Consider the following 1,086-nt stretch of genomic DNA (forward strand, 5'->3'; position numbering starts at 1 on the left):
CTTTTCTCCTTTCTCCACTGCCACGGATCGACAGCATTATTATCTTTCCAAAGACCTCTTTTATCAGCTTTGGCTTTCTCCTGAAGCTTGATGTAATATTTACCTTTTGAGTATTTGTAATTGCATGCATAACCGGATCGGATCATTTCTTTACACAATTTTTATGTTTTAAAACCTGCTATCAAATATTAAATATTAATTAAATTATGTTATTTTTATATTTTGTTTGTGAAATATGAAGGAGACATTTATCTATATGATAAAAAGAGAAACATTTCTCTTTATATAAAGTACCTGAAATCGTAATTTAAAGACTAATAATTAATATCTTAACTATGAATCTTGCCCAAATTCTCGTCCTGCTATCCCTGTGGGTAGCATTACCCGGTTTTAGTCAATTGAACAGTTCTCACAACCATCTTCGTCCCGGTGATGTGTTAATAAAACAACAGGTAGAATATAGAGATCCCGGCAATGCTGGCAAAGATCAGCTGTGGGATTTCAGTAATCTCAAGACTCTGAATGACGCCTATACCCTGACATATTCGTTACCACCTCTGGAAGGGGATAGTGTCTATATACTGGGAGATACCCGCTATCCTAAAAAGGATATTTCGGACAATGAGCTGATTGTGGGTACAGAACATAATACAATGTATTATTACCGGATGATACATGATTCCCTGTTACAGACCGGGCATGAAAACCCCGTTGTCGAACTGAAATATACCAACCCTATGATACTGATGCAATATCCGCTGAATTACAGTCAGTCGATTAGCTCGGATTATACCTCTAAAGGTTTGTATTCTGGTACAGTGGCTATACAGACCCATGGCACAATGGTTACCGCAGCTGATGCTTATGGTAAGATGATACTGCCTTCGGGAGATACGTTAAGTCCTGTACTTCGGGTAAAGACAATACAAACCATCCTGAATACCCCTGTAGAAGGTTCATCTGGCATAGAGACGGGCGATCAGGGCAAACAGCTCGAGACCTGCCGCTGGTACAGTAAAGGCTATCGTTATCCGGTATTTGAGACAGTGAGGAATATTAACATAAATGACAGTACGGAAATCTTTT

1 protein-coding gene and 1 pseudogene are annotated in these 1,086 nt (G+C 38.7%); one reads left to right on the plus strand and one right to left on the minus strand.

The features are described from left to right. Window positions 1-146 (minus strand): thermonuclease family protein (locus HMPREF9455_RS21990; RefSeq protein WP_006801689.1); only part of this gene is annotated, 146 nt, incomplete at its 3' end. A 189-nt stretch (window positions 147-335) separates the two neighbouring features. Here HMPREF9455_RS21990 and HMPREF9455_RS21850 point away from each other — a divergent pair. Next, window positions 336-1,086 (plus strand): annotated as a pseudogene (locus HMPREF9455_RS21850) (T9SS type A sorting domain-containing protein); the annotation flags it as partial.

It is taken from the genome of Dysgonomonas gadei ATCC BAA-286 (assembly GCF_000213555.1).
Taxonomy (GTDB): domain Bacteria; phylum Bacteroidota; class Bacteroidia; order Bacteroidales; family Dysgonomonadaceae; genus Dysgonomonas; species Dysgonomonas gadei.